We start from the raw sequence: 4,102 nt of genomic DNA, 5'->3' as shown, positions 1-4,102 counted from the left end.
CTCTTTTGCCGAGCCCGTGCTTCCCGATTCGGCGTTCCAGGGCATCTCATCCTCGAATAGCCATGTACGAGCAGACCCACCATCGCGTGCAGTCTGCGGGTCGGGCAGGCAGGTCTGGTCGTACGCGTCCATCACGCAACGATCCAAAAAATCGATCACCTGCTGCTGGTCGCCTTCAAGAATGTAGGTCACGCCGCCATCTTGGATATAGACGCCGTCCCCACCTCCGGCTTTTGCGTATTCCGGATTGTAGTTAACGGTGCGCATCAGTTTGCCATCAGATGAATACAACTTCAGCGTTGTATAGTAGCCACCGTTCACAGAACCACGTCGGCGCTCATAGGCATCCCAACCGTCCCAGCGTTTGAACGAACGCCCGTTTAGCAAGTCCAGCGCCTGTCGGGACAACTTCTCGTCCTTGGTATAGCGAGACGAGCCAAGTTCAATCATGGGGTAGTTGCTTATGCTTAGAATGCCCGGCGTTTCCTCGATATCGAGCGTTATCTCATCGGGCTTTGTAACGTCCGAAATCATTTGCCCGGGCATCGATGCAACAAGGGACGCCATCTCAACCGTCTGCTCAACCCCACTCGGCCCATAGAAGATAAGCGAGCCAAATAGGACCACGCCCGCAGCAGCGACGACGCAAGCCACCAACAGCAACAAAACAGAAGTGCAATGCTTCATCTTCAACTCCACAAACGAGAGTGTTTTGAGCTCACTTTAAAGCGCCAACTTCATACTGTCAATTCTAGATAGCATATGAACAAAGGCGCACTCCCCCATAGAGGAGAGTTGCAACCTCGATTTTAGCGCCCTCAAGACCCAACGAGCAGCACTTAACAAGTAGCCCCGGTTATACCTTTCTCTGACGCGACCCTCGCGAAGCGCGTGAGCGGCAGGGAAAGGTATAACCGGGGCGGACAAGTATGTGCGTTACTCGGCAGCGGCCTTGAACTTGTTGTAGTTGATCAGGCAGCCAGCCTTGACGATGGCACGCTCCTCTGCCGTCATATCGGCAATGTAGAGCTCAATCTGCTCGACCGCACCATCGGCGCGAACCACGTAAGCGGCGATGTCCTTCAGGTCGCCGTCGAGCGCGGCGCGGATACCCGGCACAAAGACGTAGTCGCCCACCTCAAAGCTGGGCTCGGCCTCCATCTGGAAGGGCACCATGCCCCAGTTCATCACGTTGGAGCGATAGCGCTTGGTGGCGTACTCGTGGACGATGTTGGCCAGGCCGCCAATTACGCGCTGGCAGCTCGCGGCCTGCTCGCGGGCAGAACCGTCACCGGGCTTCTTGGCATAGAGCATGGAGCCGTACTCAGTCGCCTTGGCATCGGCCGCGACACCCGCGCCGGTCAGCGCCTCAAACACGCTGGCAAGCTCGGCATCGAGTGCCGCCAGGTCGCCCGCTGCCTCGCCGGCAACGCGGCGCTTTTCCACCGCGTCGACCTCCTTGGAGCGGCCCACGTAGGCAGGGTCGCGACGGCTGAGCGTAAACTCGGCCAGACCCAGCGGGTTGGAGCGGAAGGAGCTCGTCTCGCCCGAGGGAATGAGCTCGTCGGTCGTAGTGACCGGGTCCATGATCTTGGAGCACACCTTGAGCAGGATGTCGTCGCCGAGAGGCTCCATCGCGGGCCACGGCTTGATGTTGGGGCCCTCGACCAGCTCGTCGGCCGGCTCAGCCTTGCCAAAGCCCCAGTACACGCGCTTCTTGTACGGCGCGTCGTCAAAGGTGTACTCGCAGGCCTCGTCCCAAGTCTCCTCGGGCAGGTCGGTCGCCGGCGTCAGGACGCCGCCGTTGGCAGCCGTCGCCGCAATGGAGCGGGCGTCCATCAGGGCCACGGCGCTCAGCTGACCGTTGCCCGGCTTGGAACCCTCGCGATTGGGGAAGTTGCGCGTGGTGTGGCGGATCGAAAGGCCGTTGTTGGCAGGCGTGTCGCCGGCGCCGAAGCACGGGCCGCAGAATGCCGTGCGCACAATCGCGCCGGCCTCCATAAGGTCGTAGATGTAGCCGCGGCGTGTAAGCTCGAGTGCCACGGGCTGGCTCGTGGGATAGACCGACAGCGAGAACTCGCCGCAGCCGGTGTTAGCGCCCTTGAGCACGCGAGCAGCCTGGACCACGGAGTCGTAGTTGCCGCCCGAGCAGCCGGCGATAACGCCCTGCTGCACGTGCAGCTTGCCGTCGACGATCTTGTCGAGCAGGCTAAAGTGCGTCTTGCCCTCGCCGATCTTGGCGGCCTCGAGCTCCACCTCATGCAGGATGTCCTCGAGGTTCTCGTTGAGCTCGTCGATCTCAAAGCCGTTAGAAGGATGGAACGGCAACGCGATCATGGGCTTGATACTCGACAGATCGACTTCGACGCAGCCGTCGTAGTAGGCAACATCGGCGGGCTTGAGCTCGCGGTAGTCCTCGCCGCGACCGTGCATGGTCAAAAACGCGTGCGTGTCCTCGTCGGTGGCCCAGATGCTCGACAGGCAGGTGGTCTCGGTGGTCATGACGTCGACGCCGTTGCGGTAGTCGGTCGTCATGCTCGCGATACCGGGGCCCACGAACTCCATAACCTTGTTCTTAACGTAACCCTTGGCAAAGACGGCACGGATGATGGCGAGCGCCACGTCGTGCGGGCCAACGCCGGGGCGCGGAGCGCCCGTGAGGTAGATGGCAACGACGCCGGGATAGGCGACATCGTAGGTGTCGCGCAGCAGCTGCTTTGCCAGCTCGCCACCGCCCTCGCCCACGGCCATGGTGCCCAGAGCGCCGTAGCGGGTGTGCGAGTCGGAGCCCAGGATCATCTTGCCACAGCCGGCGAAATTCTCACGCATAAAGGAGTGGATGACGGCGATGTGCGGCGGGACGAAGATGCCGCCGTACTTCTTGGCAGCCGAGAGACCAAAGACGTGGTCGTCCTCGTTGATGGTGCCGCCCACGGCGCACAGCGAGTTGTGGCAGTTGGTGAGCACGTAGGGCAGCGGGAACTGCTCCATGCCCGAGGCGCGCGCCGTCTGGATGATGCCGACAAAGGTGATGTCGTGGCTCGCCATGGCGTCGAAGCGAATCTTGAGCGCCTCGGGGTCGCCGGACGTATTGTGTGCCTGGAGGATCGAATACGCGATGGTGCCGCGCTTGGCATCCTCGGGCGTCTGCGTAATACCGCGCTCGGCAGCCTCGGCCTCAGGCACAACCTCGCTGCCACCGCGCAGGTAGATGCCGTCCTCGTACAGCTTAACCATACTGTCTCCCACTCTGCCCAAAAGATTTGGGCGCATAGCATACATTCGTTCAATATCGTGCCATAGAACGGTTGCGAGTGGGTTACGAATCTGCACGTTCACTTTATCTCGGTAAAGTAAAGGACGAGCACCTTGCATCACTCTCCTGACAAGGAGTGTCCCAAAGTGCCGGCACAGACGATATGAGCAGGACATAAAAACATTGAGAGCCCCTGCTGCATGAAAGACCGCGGATTAGGCCGACAATGGTGAGTGTCTAATCCAACCGTGGCGGCCACGCCGCATTCATGGAAGGGGCTCCCATGCTCGATACTACCACCTTCATCGGCCTCGACGTCCACGCCCGCTCGATAAAGGCCGTCTCCCTCGACGTCATGACCGGGGAGGTACGTGCCGCGACCTTCGGCTACGACGCCGGCGCCGTCGCGGAGTGGGTCCGTTCCGTGGACCCCAGGGCCAGGTGCGTGTACGAGTCCGGGGTCACGGGCTTCGACCTGCAGAAGAGGCTTTCCGGCCTGGGGGTCGACTGCGTGGTCGGCGCCGTCTCGAAGATGATCAAGCCCAGCGCGGACAGGCGCAGGAAGAACGACCGCAACGACGCCGAGTTCCTCGCCCGCATGCTGTCGGTCGGCAACGTGGTCGAGGTGTGGGTCCCCGACGACGAGTGCGAGGCCGCCCGCGACCTGACCAGGGCGCTCGAGGACGCGAGGGACGACCTCTCTCGCGCGAAGCAGCGGCTCTCCAAGTTCCTGCTCAGGCACGGGCTCGCCTTCGACGAGAGGACGCCCTGGATTGGCTACACTGATGTGGACAGTTCCGGGAGGGGCGCAGGAGACGGGAGGGCCGTATATGAGGGACCCCAGGC

Annotated in this window: 3 protein-coding genes; 1 reads left to right on the top strand and 2 read right to left on the bottom strand. The window is 61.8% G+C overall.

Annotated features, from left to right (window positions below; genetic code table 11):
* Nucleotides 1-687, bottom strand: a 687-nt coding sequence (locus I2G40_RS07255; RefSeq protein ID WP_195544653.1) for a hypothetical protein, incomplete at its 3' end; no start/stop codon positions are given.
* 249 nt (nt 688-936) lie between these two features.
* Entirely contained in the window at nt 937-3,237 is a 2,301-nt protein-coding gene (locus I2G40_RS07250; protein WP_138340852.1) for a hydratase, read from the bottom strand.
* Nucleotides 3,238-3,539: 302 nt separating this feature from the next.
* Here I2G40_RS07250 and I2G40_RS07245 point away from each other — a divergent pair.
* The coding region (locus I2G40_RS07245; RefSeq protein ID WP_229090705.1) for an IS110 family transposase at nt 3,540-4,102 on the top strand (563 nt) is incomplete at its 3' end.

This window comes from Collinsella aerofaciens, assembly GCF_015558785.1.
Classification (GTDB): domain Bacteria; phylum Actinomycetota; class Coriobacteriia; order Coriobacteriales; family Coriobacteriaceae; genus Collinsella; species Collinsella aerofaciens_P.
This window is presented reverse-complemented; position numbering and strand designations above follow the sequence as displayed.